The sequence below is a fragment of the Dyella sp. 01N448 genome, assembly GCF_056399225.1.
This window is the reverse complement of record NZ_JBFTQX010000002.1, coordinates 154,175-171,607: the sequence shown is the minus strand read 5'-3', so window position 1 is coordinate 171,607 and position 17,433 is coordinate 154,175. Positions and strand designations below refer to the sequence as shown.

Below are 17,433 nucleotides of genomic sequence, written 5' to 3'. Positions count from 1 at the left end.
TCGCAACCGGCGCAGCTATCGAAGCAAGCCTGTACTCAAGGCATGCACCGAATCCTGCGTCCCCAGATCATAGGCCTCGCGCACTGTCGTTTTCGGCGTGCAGTCCCAGGTTGAGACGGGAATGCGTTGACTGGGCTGCCAATAATTGCGCCCCTGCCAGCTGAACATCGGCGGCAGTTTCGGATAGTGACGGGTGAGCATCACCAGTGTGTTCGATCGCTCCACTTCCGATTGAAGCGGAATCGGGGCGTTATCCGTGTAACCGCCATCGATCGCCATCCCGCCCCCGACCGCGCGCGCGGACATGATGGGTGGCGCGGACGCGGCTGCGATAAGCAGAGCCTGGGCTGTGTCGATGTCGGAGCAATCGTTGAGCACCATGAAGTCCTGGCGTAGCCCCAATACCCTGGGCAGGCGAGGGTGAATGCTGTTCCACAGGTATTTGTCGACCAGATAGGCCAATGTTCCCGCTGCCACGGATCCCCTTGTGCCCAGGAATCGCGCCGGCCGAGTAAGGGCCACGACCAGGCGTGAGGACGACTGACGCAACGTGTCGAATGTCGCTTCGTTCAAGAACGCATCGACCCACGCGGGATACACGTGCTGGTGCGCAAATTTCAGCTTGAGCCTGGGCAGGGCGGACCAGTCGAAAATCCTGGGATTGTCGGCATAGAGCCTCAGGCACGTCTGCAGTGCCGTGTCGGCGCCTTGCGCGAGGAACGAGGCGGCTACCGCAGCGCCGGCACTGGTGCCGACCAGTTGCGCAGGCAAACGCATGCCGCGCTCCATCAAATGCCGCAACGCGCCTGACTGCCACCAGCATCGATTGCCGCCGCCGGCGAGGACCAGTGTGCCCATCCTGCTGAAGTCGACCTCACGAATTTCGTCCACTTTGCCGAGCATACGTCCCCCTTCCCAGGTCAGGTCTTGTTCCATGTGCGCATGGCGTAGCCTTCCATGGGGGCGAACAGCCCGGCCGCAATGCTGCCATGGCGCGCTGAGCTGAGCCGGGGCGGATATGGCAGCCCCCGGCGTGGTCAGGAAAACCCGCGCCAGCGCACCACCATGCCCACGCTCTTGGTCACGGCGCTGGACAACAGGCGCAGATCCAGCGGCATGTCGGTCCGGCGCACATCCAGCAGCAACGCCACCCGCGTGTGCTCGCTGCGGTTCCACACCTCGTGCGGATACGTGTCGTCCCATAACAGGTGTTCGCCATTGCCCAGGCGATGCTCATCCCCGGCCAGCCACAGTACGGCGCTGGGGCGGCCATCGACGCCGAGCGGCGCCTCCAGGTTCAGCTGGTAACGCAGGATGCCCCGGAAGGGTCCGGTATGCCGCGGAATGTGCTTGTGCGGCGCAAGGAAGGACAGGGTGGCCGACAACACATCGGGGCACCTGGTCAGCAGCTGGGTCAGCAACGGGCAGTGCGCCTGGTTGGATGGGATGTCCTGTCCGTAAACCTTGAGCAGGAACATGCGCCAGTCACGACCGTCGTTCGCCGAGATGTCCGCCTGCGTGGGCATGATCTCGTGGAAGCGTGGAATGGGCTGGGCGCTCTCAAGTATCGCCATCGCTTCGCCACGGATGACTTCCCATGCATCGCGAAAACGATGTCCATCGGGAAAGTAGGTATCGATATCCAGCACGGGCGGCGTGCTGATGCGAGCGTCATAGAGACGGCGGATGGCCCGCGATGACAGCTCATAGAGCGAATCCATCTTCGGCTTTTCCTTCTTCTTCTGCGCGGTGGGCTCACTCGCCCCGGCATCGCCTGGCCGCGTCCTCGGGCAGCCCGCGATTGCACGGTAGCGACAGGAATCTCCTTGTCACGTGAACGCACGAGGCGCCCTCGCGTCGACAGCCGCAAGCAGCGGCTGCAGATGAAATAGACCTCCTTTCTTGCTGTTTTTTCGTAGGATTTTTCTTGCATTTTACGTGACGTCACGTAAAATGCGCGCAAAAAAGGAGGAGGTGCCATGGTTGACCCCCGAGATCCGGGCACGCTTGCGTTGCCCTTGGCGTTCAAGCGGCCGCGTGGCCGTCCACGCAAGCCCAATGCGCTGACGGCGGCGGAGCGCGCGCGTCGTTATCGAGCGAGAAAGAAAACCTTGTCGATGCACGCGGTATCGCTCGTGGTGCATCACGAAGTAGTGCGTGAGCGTGACCTGGCTTTGTCACAGGTCCGTCAGCTGCGCGCCGAGCTGGAGCATTTGCTGCAACAGTTGCGCGAATAGCAGCGCGTTCATGGCGCGCTGATCAGCACACCGCGTCCGTCGCCGGGACGCGGTGTGCTTGCGCGTTTACGCCTTGAGCGCTGCCTTCAGGGCATCGGCCTGCTGCTTGAACCAGGGGCCATTGGTTTCCAGCACGTCGGCGGCCACTTTGTTGGCCTCGTCGTCGCGATGCAGTGCCTTGAGCGCTTTCACACGTTGCAGGGCCACGGCGAGACGGTTGGCGCCATAGGCCTTGTCGGCGGCCTGGGCGAGATACGGCAAGGCTTCGGCCGGCTTGCCGGTTTCCACCAGGTTGCGGCCATAGCGGTAGGCGTAGACGTAGTCGTCGGGGTAGGCGGCGATCAGCTTGTGCTGGAAGTCGTCCAGTTCGGCGGTGCGTTTGGCTCGCAGCAGGTAGATGCGCAGGTTGTCGGCCAGGTTGCGGTCGCTGGCGAGGTTGTTGCCGAGGCGCTGGCGTGTCTGGGTGATGGCGCGATCGAGAATCGCTGCTGCTGCGTCATGCTCGCCGAGCGCTTCATCGAGCTGCGCACTGGTGAGCACGGCGCTGCGCTGGTCTGCACAGACCGGCTTGGCAATGAGCACCTGCGTGTTGACGTACTGATCGAGCGGCTTGCGTTGCGCGGCGAGCAGCGACTTGCGTTCGGCGGCAGGACGTTTGTCGGTGGCGTCGAGCAGGTTCTCAAGCACGTAGGGACGCTGGCAGCCGATATCCTGCGCGAGCACCTTCTGCGCGTTGGCTATGACGGCAGCGTTGTCGTCGGCGGCCCGGGCCTTGGCAAGCGCAAGCTGATCGAGCGCCAGGCCAACGCGTGGGTTGGTGCGTGCGTTGTGTTGCTGGCTTGCAGGCAGGCTGGCGAACCAGTTCAGGCCGTCACTGCCTTCGGCGCGTGCCTGATAGGCCTCCAGCACATTGGCGACATCGCCCGGCGCGCCCTCGGTGGCTTTTTGCCTGAGCCCCTCCAGCGTGTTGCCGGTGGCGAGGATGGCGTTGATCTTCGGATAGAACGACGCGCGCGGCTGCTCCGCCGAAATGCGCCCCAGCTCGTTGCCATGTTCATCGAGCACTACGTAGCTGGGCAGGAAGGACGCATGGAGTTTCTTCATCCATGTCTGTCCGTCCGGCGAGTCCGCATCGGCTTCGACCACGATGGCCTTGCGCTGGACGGCATCCCATTCGGGTCCATTCAACACATGGCTCGCCATGTAGTAGCAGGAGTAGCACCACACCGCCTGGAAATCGACCAGCACCGGACGATGCTGTTCGGCGGACGCCTTAAGTGCTTCGTCGATGGTCAGTGGCGTCCTGGCTTCCGCTGCGTGCAGGCCTGCAATCGGCAGGGAGGCCAGAAGTGCGGCGGCAAGCAGCGAGATCTTCGAGCGACGGAGAGCGTTGAACATGGCGGCGTGTCTCTGGTTCGCGGATGAGAGGTGAGGGTGGTAGGAGGCGGTCTCGCTGACCGCATTCCTCCTGACGCAGGCCCGTGTCGAAGCCTGGCGCAGCGCCGCCACGCTGCCTTCTGGCACCATTGGAGAAGGGTGTGGGCGTATGAAAACCCGAGCTTTGAGCGATTGAAAGACTCCGACAGATGAGCATTTCTCATGTCGGCATCACGCAGGGTTATAAGCCGCGCCATGACTGGGCTGCGGGTATGCTCGCCGCAAACGGACGGCCAAAAAAAAGCCCGGCCCTGTGCGCCGGGAGGGGGATCGGCAGCACGGGACCGGGCGTTGGAACAGCTTTCGTCAGGCAGCGACGGTTTCTTTCTCGACCTCTTCCACTGGCAGGCGGATCAGGTAATCGAAGGCGCTCAGCGAGGCCTTGGAGCCTTCGCCCATGGCGATCACGATCTGCTTGTACGGCACCGTGGTGACGTCGCCGGCAGCGAACACGCCGGGCACCGAGGTCTCGCCGCGGGCGTCCACTTCGATTTCGTTGCGCGGTGACAACTGGATCGTGCCCTTCAGCCAGTCGGTATTGGGCAGCAGGCCGATCTGTACGAACACGCCTTCCAATGCCACCGAGTGAGACTGCCCGCTGGAGCGGTCGGTGTAGTTGAGGCCCGTTACCTTCTGGCCATCGCCGGCTACTTCGGTGGTCTGCGCGCTGACGATGATGTCGACGTTGGGCAGGCTGCGCAGTTTGCGCTGCAGGACTTCATCCGCACGCAGCTTGCTGTCGAATTCGAGCAGGGTCACGTGACCGACGATGCCGGCCAGGTCGATCGCTGCTTCTACGCCCGAGTTGCCGCCGCCAATCACTGCCACGCGCTTGCCCTTGAACAACGGGCCATCGCAATGCGGGCAATAGGTGACGCCCTTGTTGCGGTAATCCTGCTCGCCCGGCACGTTCATATTGCGCCAGCGGGCACCGGTGGAGAGGATCACCGTCTTTGCCTTGAGCAGGGCGCCGTTGGCGAGCCGCACCTGATGCAGGCCGCCTTCGGTGGTGGACGGGATCAGCTGCTCGGCGCGCTGCAGGTTCATCACGTCCACGTCGTATTCGTGCACGTGCTGCTCGAGCGACGCGGCCAGCTTCGGGCCTTCGGTATACGGCACGGAGATAAAGTTCTCGATCGCCATGGTGTCCAGCACCTGGCCGCCGAAACGCTCGGCGGCGACGCCGGTGCGGATGCCCTTGCGAGCGGCGTAGATGGCTGCAGCGGCGCCGGCCGGACCGCCGCCGACCACGAGCACGTCAAACGGCGCCTTGTTGGTCAGGCGTTCGGCGGTGCGTGCATGCGCATTGGTATCCAGGCGCGCGGCGATCTGCTCGATCTCCATGCGGCCGGTGTCGAAGAATTCACCATTGAGGTAGACGGTGGGGACGGCCATCACCTGGCGCTCGTTCACTTCGTCCTGGAACAGCGCGCCGTCAATCGCCACATGCGAGATGTTGGGATTGAGCACGCTCATCAGGTTCAGCGCCTGCACGGTGTCCGGGCAGCTGTGGCAGGAGAGCGACATGAAGGTTTCGAAGCGGTACTGACCGTCGAGGTTGCGCACCTGTTCGATGACTTCCTGCGAGGCCTTGGACGGATGGCCGCCGACCTGCAGCAGGGCGAGCACCAGCGAGGTGAACTCATGGCCCATCGGGATGCCGGCGAAGCGTACGCCCACGTCGGTGCCGGTGCGGTTGATCGCGAACGACGGCTTGCGCGCGTCGCTGCCATCCAGGCGCAGCGTGATCTTGCTCGACAGCGGAGCGATGTCTTCCAGCAGCGCCTTGAGCTCCTGCGAGGATTCACCTTGATCAAGCGATGCGACCAGCTCGATCGGATGAACGAGGTTCTCGAGGTAGGCCTGCAGCTGGGACTTCAGATCGGCATCCAACATGGTGACTCCATCCTTTATTCGGGGTGAGCGCCGCTAGCACCGCGGTCGTTGCCGGGCGTTGCGTGCGTCTTGGAACTTGGGAAAAAGGACCCGGCGGGGTGCCGGGTCCAAGGCGGCCCGATGCAGCGGGCCGCAAGACAGGACGTTGTTGTACTTAGATCTTGCCAACCAGGCTCAGCGACGGCTTCAGCGTCTTGTCGCCTTCCTGCCACTTGGCCGGGCACACTTCACCCGGGTGGGCGGCGACGTACTGCGCGGCCTTGACCTTGCGCAGCAGCTCGGAGGCCGAGCGGCCGATGCCGTTGTCGTGGATTTCGCACAGCTTGATCTGGCCTTCCGGGTTGATCAGGAAGGTGCCGCGCAGAGCGAGGCCTTCTTCTTCGATCATCACGTCGAAGTTGCGGGTGATCGCGCCGGTCGGATCGCCGATCATGGTGTACTGCACCTTCTTGATCGCGTCGGACGTGTCGTGCCAAGCCTTGTGGGCGAAGTGGGTGTCGGTCGAAACGGCGTAGATGTCGACGCCCAGCTTCTGGAACTGATCATTGTGATCGGCCAGATCTTCCAGCTCCGTCGGGCAGACGAAGGTGAAGTCGGCGGGATAGAACACCACCACGGACCACTTGCCCTTCAGCGTGGCATCGGTCACTTCGACAAACTGGCCATTCTTATAGGCCTGTGCCTTGAACGGCTTGATTTCGGTATTGATCAACGACATCGGTTGTTTTCCGTTGGTTGTGGTGGGATGAGTGGCAAGGTTACGGGGTTTGACTTCATAGGTCTAATTGATTGTTGGCATCAGGCTCATTGAGCTTGACTATGAGACTGCGGCCTGGGTGCTCATTCTTGCCATGCTTGGAGCCTGCAAACCGGCCTGAAGTGGTGGCATGCGCGGCCGTTGCAAGGGCCCCGCGGCGATTCATTGCTCATGGCGCGAAGCGCGACTCAAATCGCGCTACGGAGGGTGCACGGCAAGCCTCCGATGCGAGCGCGTGAACAGGCGTTTGCGTTCGCGCAAAACCACGCGGCCCGTAACAGGCGTGTTGTGATTGTCTTGTGATTATTCATCGATACGTGCCGATGTTTTTCATGAATCGCGCGACTATCAAAAAGCATCACTAAGCAGGATTGACTTCCACCGCCAGAAACTTGTAACAAGACACTGACGGTCCAGCGATTCGACAGCCAGATCCGTCTCGCGTGTCGAATCGTCTGGTCGCGTGCATGCATCTATTCACTTGGCAACGGTGGCTGTGATGGTGGCATTGGCGACGGAGTATGTGATCGAAGTTCATCACTGGAACGACAGCCTTTTCAGTTTTCGTACGACGCGAGACCCTGGTTTTCGATTCGATAGCGGTCACTTCGTGATGCTTGGCCTGGAAGTGGAGGGCAAGCCGCTGCTGCGGGCGTATTCCATCGCCAGCGCCAACTACGAGGAACACCTGGAATTCGTCAGCATCAAGGTGTCCGATGGGCCGCTCACCTCGCGGCTGCAACACCTCAAGCCAGGCGATCCCATCATGGTCAGCCGCAAGCCCACCGGCACGCTGGTGCTGAACGATCTGAAGCCGGGCAAGCATTTGTACCTGCTAGGCACGGGCACGGGCCTGGCGCCGTTCCTCAGCATCGTGCGCGATCCGGAAACCTATGAGCGCTTCGACCGCGTCGTGCTGGCGCATGGCGTGCGCCGCATCAGCGACCTGGTGTTCGCCCAGTATCTGGAGCAGGAGCTGCCGTCGCACACGTATCTGGGCGATCTGGTGCGCGAAAAGCTGGTGTATTACCCCAGCGTCACGCGTGAACCATTTCGCCATCGCGGGCGTCTTACCGATGCGATCGTGGATGAACGCATGAGCGATTTTGCCGGCCTGCCGCCGCTCAACCCGGTGACCGACCGGGTGATGCTGTGCGGCAGTCAGGCGATGCTGGATGACACCAGCGCGTTGTTGGATGGTCGCGGTTTCCAGGCTTCGCCGCGCACGCGGGAGCCGGGCGATTACGTGATCGAGCGTGCCTTCGTCGAAAGGTGAATGCAGGCGGGCAGGAGGCAAGATGGCGAAGTTGGCGACCCGGCGCATGGCGTTCGGGATCGCGGCATCGCTCCGTGGGTTGTTGATGCGGTGTTGTTGTCGGAAGTAGCCACGGCAGGCATAAGTACTGAAACGTCCAGATAGAGACTCCGGCAGCCCCGAGGAGAGTCCGTCGTGTACGATTTGCTACGCACTATCGATTCACCGGCGCAATTGCGCGAGCTGGACATGCCGGCGCTACACCGGCTGGCCGGCGAGTTGCGCGCTTTCATCCTGGAAAGCGTGTCGCGCACCGGCGGACATCTGTCCTCCAACCTGGGCAGCGTGGAGCTCACCATCGCGCTGCACTATGTGTTCGACACACCCAGCGATCGACTGGTGTGGGATGTCGGGCACCAGTCCTATCCGCACAAGATCCTTACCGGCCGTCGCGAGGCCATGGGCGGCATCCGGCAATGGGGCGGCATCTCCGGTTTTCCGCGGCGCAGCGAGTCTGAATACGACACGTTTGGCACGGCGCATTCCAGTACCTCGATCTCCGCGGCGCTGGGCATGGCGCACGCGGCGCGCATCCTCGGCGAGCAGCGCCACAGCATTGCGGTGATCGGCGATGGCGCGCTCAGCGCCGGCATGGCGTTCGAGGCGATGAACAATGCGGGCGTGTCAGAAGACTCGCCACTGCTGGTGGTGCTCAACGACAACGACATGTCGATCTCGCCACCGGTCGGCGCCTTGCGCTATTGCTTCGGTCGGCTGATTTCCAGCCGCTTCTATCAACAGGCGCGGCAGGGCGTGCATTACGCATTGCGGCCGATTCCACCGATCAGCCATCTGGCCTTGCGGCTCGAGTCGCAGATGAAGGGCATGGTCGTGCCGGCTCCCTTGTTCGAGGAGTTCGGTTTCAACTACACCGGCCCCATCGACGGGCACGATCTGGATGTGCTGATCCCCGCGCTGCAGAACCTCAAGAAGCTGCGTGGCCCGCAGTTCCTGCATGTGATCACGCAGAAGGGTCATGGCTACAAGCTGGCCGAGGCCGATCCAATCCAGTACCACGGTCCGGGCAAGTTCGATCCCAAGGTAGGCCTGGTGTCGGGGGCCAAGGCCGCGCGCAAGAGTTATACGCAGGTGTTCTCCGAGTGGCTGTGCGACGAGGCGGCGCTGGATCCGCGCATCGTCGGCATCACGCCGGCCATGCGCGAAGGCTCGGGGTTGGTGGAGTTCGAGAAGCGCTTTCCCGATCGCTATTTCGATGTGGCGATCGCCGAGCAGCACGCGGTGACGTTTGCCGCGGGCCTCGCCACCGAAGGCCTGCGGCCGGTGGTTGCGATTTATTCCACGTTCTTGCAGCGCGGCTACGACCAGTTGATCCACGACGTGGCGCTGCAGAACCTGCCCGTGACGTTTGCCATCGACCGTGCGGGCATCGTCGGCGCCGATGGCGCCACGCATATGGGTGCGTTCGATCTGGCGTATCTGCGTTGCATTCCGAACATGGTGGTGATGGCCGCCTCCGATGAAAACGAATGCCGCCAGATGCTGCATACGGCGGTCAATCACGATGGACCGGCGGCGGTCCGCTATCCGCGTGGTACCGGTCCGGGTGTCGCGATCGAAACCGAGATGACGGTGCTGCCGATCGGCAAGGGCGAAGTGCGTCGCCACACGGCACTCGCGGCAGGCTCTCGCGTGGCGATCCTGGCGTTTGGTTCGATGCTTCCGCCCAGCCTCGCCGCCGCCGAAGCGCTGGACGCGACGGTCGCCAATATGCGTTTCGTCAAGCCGCTGGACGAGGCTCTGATACGCCAACTGGCGCAATCGCACGACGCACTGGTGACGGTGGAAGAGGGCTGCGTGCAGGGCGGCGCCGGTTCGGCCTGCCTGGAGTTTCTGTCCGATGCCGGCATCAGTGTGCCCATGCTGCGCCTGGGCCTGCCCGATGAATTCATCGAGCACGGCGACCCGGCGGGCCTGCTCAATCACTACGGGCTGGATGCGGAAGGCATCCGTGCGTCCATCCAGCGTTTTGCCGACAAGGTGTTGTCGGTCAAGCCCAGTTGCAGCGTGGCGCGAGAGGCGCGTTCGTGATGATGGTGAATGCGCCCAGCCAGCGGTCGCGCGGGAGATCCAGTGATGAGTAGGCAGCGCCTGGCCATCCTCGGTTCCACCGGCTCTATCGGTACCAGTACGCTGGACGTGGCGGCGCGCCATCCGGATCGCTTCCGTGTGTTCGCGCTGACCGCTCACCAGCGCATCGATCGCCTGTTCGAGCAATGCGTGGCGTTTCTTCCCGAGGTGGCCGTGGTCGGTGATGCCGACGGCGCCGCGGAACTCGAACAGAAACTGCGAGCCGCACGTCTCTCCACCACGGTAGCGTACGGACCGCAGGCGTTGATTGATGTTGCCAGCGCGTCCGCCTGCGACACCGTGGTGGCGGCCATCGTGGGTGGGGCCGGCCTGGCCTCATCGCTGGCGGCAGCGCGTGCGGGAAAAAAGATCCTGCTGGCCAACAAGGAAGCGCTGGTGATGTCCGGCGCGCTGTTCATGCGCACCGTGGCGCAGCACGGCGCCACGCTGTTGCCGCTGGACAGCGAACACAACGCGATCTTCCAGTGCCTGAGCACCAACGTGTGCGCGGGCGGCGGTGCGGAGCGCATCATCCTCACCGCGTCTGGCGGCCCGTTTCTGCAGCGCGAACTCGACACACTCGACGACGTCACCCCCGACCAGGCGTGCAAGCATCCCAACTGGGTGATGGGGCGCAAGATTTCGGTCGATTCGGCCACCATGATGAACAAGGGGCTGGAAGTCATCGAGGCGCGCTGGCTGTTCGATATGCCACCCGAGCGCATCGAGGTGCTGATCCATCCGCAGAGCGTGATTCATTCGATGGTGGCGTATGCGGACCAGTCGGTGCTGGCGCAGCTTGGCAATCCGGATATGCGCACGCCGATTGCCCATGCCATGGCCTATCCCGAGCGCATCGATTCGGGCGTGGCCGCGCTGGATCTCACGCGCATGGCCAACTTGAGTTTTCAGGTGCCCGATCTGGAGCGATTCCCGTGTCTTCGACTTGGCCTGCAGGTGCTGCGTGACGGTTGCACTGCCAGCGTCACGCTCAATGCCGCCAACGAGATCGCTGTCGATGCGTTCCTGCATGGGCAGATCCGCTTTACCGATATTGCTTGCGTGATCGAGCGGGCGCTGCAGCAACTGCCGGCGCTCGCGCCTTTCGCGTCGTTGGAAGACATCCTCGCCGGCGACGAGCTTGCCCGCGCCACCGCGCGGCAGTTCGTGGCGCAGCTGCCGGCGGCGTCCGCGGTCGTGGCGATTCATTGATGTGATGTGGAGACGTACCCGTGAGTGAAGCTGTTCAACTTTGGCCTGCCACACCTCATGCGCCCACGGGCGTGGAACCGTTGGAACGGTGGATGCCGCGAATCGTGCAACGCACCGAGCAGGCGCTGGAGCGATATCTGCCTGCGTCCGATGTCGAGCCTGCAACGCTGCACGAGGCCATGCGTTATGCCACGCTGGGCGGCGGCAAGCGGTTGCGCGCACTGTTGTGCCATGCCGCGGGTGAGTTGGTGGACGCCGAACCGGCAACGCTCGATGGCGCCGCAAGCGCGATCGAGATGATTCACGCCTACTCGCTGGTGCACGACGACCTGCCGGCGATGGACAACGACTTGCTGCGCCGCGGCCTGCCCACCGTGCATGTGCGCTACGGCGAGGCGATGGCCGTACTCGTGGGCGATGGTCTGCAGGCGCAGGCGTTCGCTGTGATCGGCGAGCTTCCGGCGACGGCCGCTCAGAAAGTCGCGCTGCTGAAGGAGCTGGCGAGCGCGAGCAGTTCGCAGGGCATGGTCGGCGGACAGGCGATCGACCTGGCCAGCGTCGGCCAGGTATTGGCGCGCGAGCAACTGGAGCGGATGCATCGACTCAAGACCGGCGCCTTGCTGCGTGCGTCGATCTTCATGGGCGCGCACACCGGGCCATCACCGATGTTGCCGGACCTGCATGCCGCGCTGGACCAGTATCAGCGCGCGGTGGGTCTCGCCTTTCAGGTGGTCGACGACATACTCGATGTGACCACCGATGCGGCGACGCTGGGCAAGACGCCTGGCAAAGATGCGCAGGACCATAAACCCACCTATGTATCGCTGCTCGGCCTCGAAGCCTCGCGGGCATTGGCTGAGGAGCTGGGTGAGCGTGCGCGTGTCGCTTTGCTGCCGCTTGGTGAGCGCGCGGCGCACCTGCTGGGCCTTGCGGACGCCATCGTGCACCGCATCCGTTGACGGCGAGCGACGCGATCAGGCCTCGCTGTACCACAGCAGGATCACGCCGATCAGCAGGAAACACACCGGCCAGGCATAGCCGGCGATTCGCCCACCGCGTCCAGGCAGGCGTATTTCAAGCCAGCGTGCCCAGCCGGCGGTGACGCCGGCGAGTGCAAGCGGCGTGTGGGTCAATTCGATCAGCAGCTGGTCCTTCACGTTGGAAATCTGATGGCTGTGGGTCAGCAGCATCGCGCCGCCCACCGCGACCAGCAGCGGAAAGACCAGGGCGGCGCGCCCGCTCTTCCAACGCCCCGTGCGCACGGCCCATTCGAACGTGCCGAACAGCACGATAAGCACGACGAAGAAGCGGTGCTGTGCCACTTCCACGTCGCGCCACGCGGCCCACCAGCCGGTTTGCCCCAGTGGCCACACTTCCGGGTCCGAACGCACCAGCAGAAAGCCGGCCATGGCCAGGAACAGCAGCGGCCAGTGGCGCGCCCAGCGCACGCCGGCGCTGCCGAGCAGGGCCAGCAATCCGATCAGGCACACAAAGATGCCGGCCCAGTGATGGTTGTATTCCGACCACGCGATGTCCTGGGCATTGCGTGGCGGCAGGATGCCCGAGCCGGGGATCGTGGCAGCCTCCGCCTCGTGGTTGTCGCGTCGTGCGTCGTGGTCGAGTTGCGCCTGCCGTTGCGAGATGGCGAGCATGTCGTGATCGGGCGAGTCCAGTCGCGGCCACGCTGGCGCGTTGCGCTCGGCAATCTCGTGCAGACTCACGCGATCGGTCGTGAGGTCGACGGCGGGCGGCACCGAGGTCAGCGATGCCGCCGCAAAGAAGATGGTGAAGCCGATACCAATTTCCACCTCGGCAAAGCGACGCAGCCGGATCACCGATGCATCGTGTCGTTTGCGCAGGCGCTCGGTCACCAGAAGATTGCCCAACCCCAAACCCAGCAAACCGATGAACATGGCGATCTTGGCTCCCACCATCACGCCGTAGGCCGTGCCGTAAAAGCCCTGCATATCGCCCACGTAGTACACCCACATGGTGATGCCGGATACGAGGATGCAGGCGACGCCCAGCATGGCCATACGCGAGAAACCGGAGCCGATCCGTCGCAATCCTTCCGCGTCGTCCAGCCGCCCTAGCACGAGCACAAAGCTGGGAATCGCGCCAATCCAGATCGCCGCGCCGAACTGATGCAGGCCTTCCACCACCAGCAGTAGCGCGCTGTCTTGCAGGCGCGCATAGGCATGCGTGGTCATGGTGGCGGCACCAAGCTCGATCAGGCCAACCAGCATAAGCAGCCATCGCCCATACGCCTGCGTCAGCGTGGATGGCCTGAGGCTCAGCGCAATGACCAGCGCGCAAAGCATCTTGATGCTGGCCGCCACCGCGAACGATGCCTGCATGACATTGCCCAGGGGCAGTTCCACGGTGGACATCAGCACGGACACCTGCAGTGCTGTCGTCGCCAATTCACACAGCAGCAGCGCCCACGCGCTCCAGCGCGCCAGGCGAGCGACACGTTGTTCGAGCTGTTCGCCTTGCGCGAGTTGCGATGCCAGCGGATGCAGCAGAAAAACCAGGAACAGCAAACCACCAAGCATCATGGACTGGGCGACAACCACCAACCCATGCAGGATGATGCTCAGGTAGCCGAAGATATCGACGAGGAGAGCCACGGGATGTCCGTTGGTCAGCGCTGGTGCGCGGGTTCAGTGCGAAAGGCGGGCTGCCTCAGGGCGTTGCCGTCACGGAAAACGGCAGGTCGCCGCGCGTGATGTGGCCGTCCAGTGCCAGTGCCTGCCAGCGCACCACATACGCGCCAGCTTTCACCTCGGCCGCCGCTGCCAGTTCATTGGGCTTGCTGTCGTTGGCGATGATGGTGAGCGGCGTTTCGCTCTTGTCCGGTGCGATCAAGACCAGTCGCGAGCGCATCTGGTCGATCTTGCTGTTGTAGCTCAGTGTGAGCGCCACATGCCCGGCAGGCACATTGCCGTGCGCCTTGGGCGTACTGTCCACCAGGATGGCGTGGGCGCTCGCATTGACGCTCAACAGCAGGGCAAGTCCAGCGATGAGAAAACGACGGCTAGGCAACATGCATCGACTCCGGCGATGGGAAAACCAAGGTCATGGTTGGCTGAGGGGTTGCTTGCACTGCCCGACGGAGTAGAGCATCGCGGGCAGGAAGGCGAAGGTGGACAGCAACACCGCAAGCAGACTCAGCAGCAGCACCGTACCCATGCTGGCCGTGCCCGGATGGCGGGCGATGGCGAGGCTGCCGAAGGCCGTGCCGGTGGTGAGCGCGGAGAACAGGATGGCGCGCGCGGTGGGCGAGCCCAGGAACAGCTGCATGCCCTGGCGCCAGTTCATCACGAAGTACACGTTGAACGACACGCCCACGCCCAGCAGCAGCGGCAGCGCAATGATGTTGGCGAAGTTGATGGAGATGCCGCACAGCCGCGCCAGCAGCGCGGTGAGCAGGGCCGACATCAGCAGCGTGGCCAGCACCATGCCGGCGTCGCGCGCGCGGTGCAGCACCAGGATCAGCACGATGGCGATGGCCAGCGTGGCGTAAATCGCGGCTTCGCGGAAAGCGATCAGAATGGTGTCGGCGGCCTTGATCGTGTCCACAGCGGAACCCGCCGCGTCCGGCGCGACCTGCTGCACGGCCTGCACAAAGCGACGCAGACCCAGGGTGCTCTGCGCCTTCGCGGTGGGCGTCACCTGCACGCGCACACGTCCGTCCGGGGCGAACCAGTCGCGCTTGAGTTCATCCGGCAGGCTCTGCATGGTGATGGGCGTGGCCGATAGCGAGTCGGCCAGCTGGTTGAGTGTGTAAGGCAGAAACTCGGTCAGCGCCTGATTGGCCGTTGCCATTTGCTGATCGCTGCCCTTGGCCAGGGCGGCGAGTGCCTTGCCGATGCGTCGCAGCGGCGAATTCGCCGGCAGTTTGTCGGCCACGCTGGCGATGCCTTCGCTGGTGTCCTTGGCCGACTGGCGCATCTCGTCGTAACTGGGCAGCGCGGTCTTCTCGCCGGGATTGAGCACGGCGTACATCAGGTCGGAGGCTTGCTGCAGCTGATCGAGCTTGTCCTGCTGGCCGGTTGGCACGAAGTCGACGCCGGACACCACTTGCGCCACCTCCGGCAACTTGCCCAGTCGCTCGCTCAGTGTCTTGGCAGCTGGCAGGTCCTTCACCAGGATGTCCATGGTGAAGGGGTTGGTGTTGGGATCTTCCATTAACGAGGTGAGCGTGCGCATCGCCTCGCTGCGCGCACTCTTGGTGTGCAGCGGATTGGCGTCGAACGGTATGGTGATGGCACACCAGGCGCCGATGGCGCCGAGCACGCCGAACGTCACCAGCACCGCCTTGCGGTTGCGTTGCAGCCAGCCATCGGCAGCGACGCCGCCGGGCAGCGCCACTTCCGCATGGGGCGAGCCCTTCGACAACAGGCGCAGCAGGGCGGGCAGTACCGTGAGCGTGCATAGCAGCGCCAGCAGCATGCCTACGCCGGCGATGATGCCGAGCTCGGCGACGCCGGTGAAATCGGTGGGCGCAAAGGCCAGAAAGCCGCAGGCCGTGGCGAGTGCCGCAAGACCCACCTGGCTGACCACGCGGTGAGCGGTTTCATGCAGCGAGTCGTCGAAGGTTCGATCGCTGTACTGGCGGGCATGCAGGCGCACGCCAAACTGGATGCCGAAATCCACGGCCAGGCCGACAAACAGCACCGCAAATGCCACTGACACCAGGTTGAGGCGCCCCACCGCAAACGCGGCAAAGCCCAGCGTATAGATCAAGCCGACGATCAAGGTGATGATGACCGGCACGATCAAGCGCCAGGTGCCCAGCGCCAACACCAGCCAGAACACCAGCAACAGGCTGCTGCCGATGGCGATGGGGCCGGCGCGATCCGTCAGCGATGCAAACTCCTCGTCCGCCAAGGGCACCGAACCGGTGTAGTTGATGCGCACGCGCCCGGATTTCACTTCGGGCAACTCGTCGGCCAGGCGCAGCATGGCCTGCGTCGCTGCGTCGCCGGGTTCCAGTGCGGTGTGATCGAGCACCGGATGGATCAGGATGAACTCCTGCCCACCGCTGCTGCTCACCAGGTCCGGCGTCAACAGCGCCTGCCATGAGAGGGGTGCGTGCTTGCCGGCCAGCGCATCCTCCATGGTTTGCGCCACGTTGCCGAGCGCGGCGTCATAGGAAGAGAGATCGTTGGCGAGGCCCCGGCGCACACCTTCCACCATCAGGTCGATGCCGTTGAACAGGCCGCGCGCCGAGGTGTCCTTGGCCAGCGGTCCCAGCAGCGGCTGCGCCTGCAGCATGCTGTCCAGCGTGCTTTCCAGCTCGTCCTGCGGCAGCAGCAGGAGCCCTTCGCGATTGAAGAACGGGCTGATGCCCGGCGTCGAGGAGGAGTGGAAATGTTGCTTGTCCGCCTGCAGCTTGGCATTGAGTGCTTGAGCTGCAATGCGTGCTTCTTCCGGCGTGGGTGCGCGCACCACCGCGGTGAGAGTGTCGCTGAATTGCGGGAACTGGCGTGCGAAGGCGCGGCTCTGCTGGCGCCACGCCAGCTTCTCCGAAAACAGATGGTCCGCATCGGTATCGATGCTCAGATAGCGGGATGCGCCCCACAGGCTCAGTACGACCAATAGCGCCGACAGCAGCAACACGATGAAGTGATGCCGACCGCTGCGGTCGACCATCCAGACCAGGCCTTTGTGGATCGCTCTGAACACGCGGTCGGACCTCCAGGCTTTGATGCCGCCGGCCGCACGTCGAGGCCAGGCCTGACATCCGAATACAGGGTGAGATTAACAGGGCTGGGGTACGTTACGTCCCAGTTCGATGCCGGCCACGTTGGCCGCCATGCGCAAGCTGCGCGTGGCTTTGCCCATGCGCGCGACCAGTCCGGGCAGTTCGGCGAACAGATGCGGGTGTCGCAGCAAGGTCGCGAGTAGGCGAGCCGGACGCGGCCGCCCCCAGGCGTCGATCGCAGCTTGCAGTTCGACCGGCAGGTTGTCGTCACGCTCGTCGACGATGGCTCGCAACACGACGAAGGGTATGCGGTACTCGCCGGCCACCGCGGCAATCGCTGCGCTTTCCATGTCGACGGCCAAGGCCTGGTGGCGTTCGCGCATCGCGCCTTTTTCCGCCACGCTGAGCAGCGGAACGGGTAGGCTCAGCAGTGTGCCTTCATCCACGCGGGGCAGCTGCGTGGCGGCAAGGCGGCGGATGATCGAGGCACGCCACGCGGCATCGGGCAGGTAATCATGGCTGCGCTCGTCGAGCACGCAGGACGGGCAGATCAACGTGCCGCTGCGCAAACCGGGGGCAAGACCACCGGCCACGCCGAACGACACCAGGGCCGTCGCGCCCGACGCGATCAAACCCAGGGCCGCCTGCCGCGCCGCATCCTGGCCCATGCCTGAGAGCCACAGCGCGCCGCCATGTTCCAGAGCCAGCGCGGTGCGCACACGCAGCCGTCGACGCGTGAGCGTGCGCGCCTCCGAAGCAAGCGCTGTCACGATACCCACCG

Annotated in this window: 14 protein-coding genes; 5 read left to right on the top strand and 9 right to left on the bottom strand. The window is 64.0% G+C overall.

The annotated features are described in order from the left end of the window. Positions 1-15 precede the first annotated feature (15 nt). A complete protein-coding gene (locus tag AC1DKY_RS03230; RefSeq protein ID WP_441602283.1) occupies positions 16-936 on the bottom strand; it encodes a patatin-like phospholipase family protein in 921 nt (306 codons plus the stop codon). 101 nt (positions 937-1,037) lie between these two features. Then, the gene (locus AC1DKY_RS03225; protein WP_441602282.1) at positions 1,038-1,721 is read right to left on the bottom strand and encodes an aspartyl/asparaginyl beta-hydroxylase domain-containing protein; all 684 of its coding nucleotides are present in this window, start codon (positions 1,719-1,721) and stop codon (positions 1,038-1,040) included. Between the two features lie 258 nt (positions 1,722-1,979). Between AC1DKY_RS03225 and AC1DKY_RS03220 the strand changes: the two genes are divergently transcribed. Beyond that, entirely contained in the window at positions 1,980-2,237 is a 258-nt protein-coding gene (locus tag AC1DKY_RS03220) for a hypothetical protein (RefSeq protein ID WP_046970820.1), read from the top strand. Positions 2,238-2,303: 66 nt separating this feature from the next. Here AC1DKY_RS03220 and AC1DKY_RS03215 read toward each other — a convergent pair whose 3' ends face one another. The 3 genes from AC1DKY_RS03215 to ahpC all read right to left on the bottom strand — a co-directional run bounded on the left by AC1DKY_RS03215 (position 2,304) and on the right by ahpC (position 6,288). Beyond that, positions 2,304-3,635: a thioredoxin family protein gene (locus AC1DKY_RS03215; protein ID WP_441602281.1), complete on the bottom strand. Its 1,332-nt coding sequence runs from the start codon at positions 3,633-3,635 to the stop codon at positions 2,304-2,306. A 345-nt stretch (positions 3,636-3,980) separates the two neighbouring features. After that, complete coding sequence (ahpF, locus tag AC1DKY_RS03210) at positions 3,981-5,570, bottom strand: alkyl hydroperoxide reductase subunit F (protein WP_441602280.1); 1,590 nt, start codon at positions 5,568-5,570, stop codon at positions 3,981-3,983. Between the two features lie 154 nt (positions 5,571-5,724). Next, positions 5,725-6,288: an alkyl hydroperoxide reductase subunit C gene (ahpC, locus tag AC1DKY_RS03205; RefSeq protein WP_441602279.1), complete on the bottom strand. Its 564-nt coding sequence runs from the start codon at positions 6,286-6,288 to the stop codon at positions 5,725-5,727. A gap of 535 nt (positions 6,289-6,823) precedes the next feature. Between ahpC and AC1DKY_RS03200 the strand changes: the two genes are divergently transcribed. The 4 genes from AC1DKY_RS03200 (at position 6,824) to AC1DKY_RS03185 (ending at position 11,901) form a co-directional block, all read left to right on the top strand. Further along, a complete protein-coding gene (locus AC1DKY_RS03200; protein WP_441602447.1) occupies positions 6,824-7,603 on the top strand; it encodes a ferredoxin--NADP reductase in 780 nt (259 codons plus the stop codon). 174 nt (positions 7,604-7,777) lie between these two features. After that, complete coding sequence (dxs, locus tag AC1DKY_RS03195; RefSeq protein ID WP_441611206.1) at positions 7,778-9,691, top strand: 1-deoxy-D-xylulose-5-phosphate synthase; 1,914 nt, start codon at positions 7,778-7,780, stop codon at positions 9,689-9,691. A gap of 45 nt (positions 9,692-9,736) precedes the next feature. Next, the gene (gene ispC / locus AC1DKY_RS03190) at positions 9,737-10,942 is read left to right on the top strand and encodes a 1-deoxy-D-xylulose-5-phosphate reductoisomerase (RefSeq protein ID WP_441602277.1); all 1,206 of its coding nucleotides are present in this window, start codon (positions 9,737-9,739) and stop codon (positions 10,940-10,942) included. A 92-nt stretch (positions 10,943-11,034) separates the two neighbouring features. Further along, positions 11,035-11,901: a polyprenyl synthetase family protein gene (locus AC1DKY_RS03185; protein WP_441602276.1), complete on the top strand. Its 867-nt coding sequence runs from the start codon at positions 11,035-11,037 to the stop codon at positions 11,899-11,901. A gap of 15 nt (positions 11,902-11,916) precedes the next feature. Here AC1DKY_RS03185 and AC1DKY_RS03180 read toward each other — a convergent pair whose 3' ends face one another. The 4 genes from AC1DKY_RS03180 to AC1DKY_RS03165 all read right to left on the bottom strand — a co-directional run bounded on the left by AC1DKY_RS03180 (position 11,917) and on the right by AC1DKY_RS03165 (position 17,422). Then, the gene (locus AC1DKY_RS03180; protein WP_441602275.1) at positions 11,917-13,572 is read right to left on the bottom strand and encodes a copper resistance D family protein; all 1,656 of its coding nucleotides are present in this window, start codon (positions 13,570-13,572) and stop codon (positions 11,917-11,919) included. 55 nt (positions 13,573-13,627) lie between these two features. Next, positions 13,628-13,990 (bottom strand): copper resistance CopC family protein, encoded by a 363-nt coding sequence (locus AC1DKY_RS03175; protein WP_441602274.1) that lies wholly within the window; start codon positions 13,988-13,990, stop codon positions 13,628-13,630. Positions 13,991-14,020: 30 nt separating this feature from the next. Next, entirely contained in the window at positions 14,021-16,633 is a 2,613-nt protein-coding gene (locus AC1DKY_RS03170; RefSeq protein WP_441602273.1) for an MMPL family transporter, read from the bottom strand. 75 nt (positions 16,634-16,708) lie between these two features. Then, positions 16,709-17,422, bottom strand: coding sequence for a phosphorylase family protein (locus tag AC1DKY_RS03165; protein ID WP_441602272.1), 714 nt, complete (start codon positions 17,420-17,422; stop codon positions 16,709-16,711). Positions 17,423-17,433 lie beyond the last annotated feature (11 nt).